This window comes from Streptococcus sp. C300, assembly GCF_000187645.1.
GTDB lineage: Bacteria > Bacillota > Bacilli > Lactobacillales > Streptococcaceae > Streptococcus > Streptococcus oralis_CQ.
On the sequence record NZ_GL732479.1, the window covers coordinates 1 to 829 of the forward strand.

Genomic DNA, 829 nt, shown 5'->3' on the forward strand with positions numbered 1-829 from the left:
AAGGCAGCTATCCTCGCAATAAATGGGTAGGATACTATTATTATAAATCAGATGGAAAGTTGGCCAAGAATGAATGGGTAGATGGTGGCCGTTACTATGTTGATTCTGAAGGCAAAATGGTAAGGGGCAAATGGGTAGATGGTGGCCGTTACTATGTAGGAAACGATGGTGTGCGGCAACCAAAACCAGCAGCCGGGAATCCATACTCAGCAGCTTTAAAGACAGCACAAGATTATAATAGGATTCATTTGTCAAAAAAAAGAATTTATGAGATGTTAATTTATGAAGGTTTTAATAGTGACACTGCACAATATGCTATCAATCATTTGCAAGCAGACTATAAGGCGAATGCCTTAGCTCAAGCAAGAGAATACCAAAATATAACAATCTCTCAAAGACAGAAATTTATGAGAGGCTAACTTCTCCTTATTTTAGAAAATTTACCAAAGAAGAAGCCAACTATGCCATTCAAAAACTTAATATACCATCAGAAGGCAGCTATCCTCGCAATAAATGGGTAGGATACTATTATTATAAATCAGATGGAAAGTTGGCCAAGAATGAATGGGTAGATGGTGGCCGTTACTATGTTGATTCTGAAGGCAAAATGGTAAGGGGCAAATGGGTAGATGGTGGCCGTTACTATGTAGGAAACGATGGTGTGCGGCAACCAAAACCAGCAGCCGGGAATCCATACTCAGCAGCTTTAAAGACAGCACAAGATTATAATAGGATTCATTTGTCAAAAAAAGAATTTATGAGATGTTAATTTATGAAGGTTTTAATAGTGACACTGCACAATATGCTATCAATCATTTGCAAGCAGACT

Annotated in this window: 1 pseudogene; it reads left to right on the forward strand. The window is 38.1% G+C overall.

Annotated elements, in window-relative coordinates:
- Window positions 1-829 (forward strand): annotated as a pseudogene (locus tag HMPREF0849_RS10450) (Ltp family lipoprotein); the annotation flags it as partial.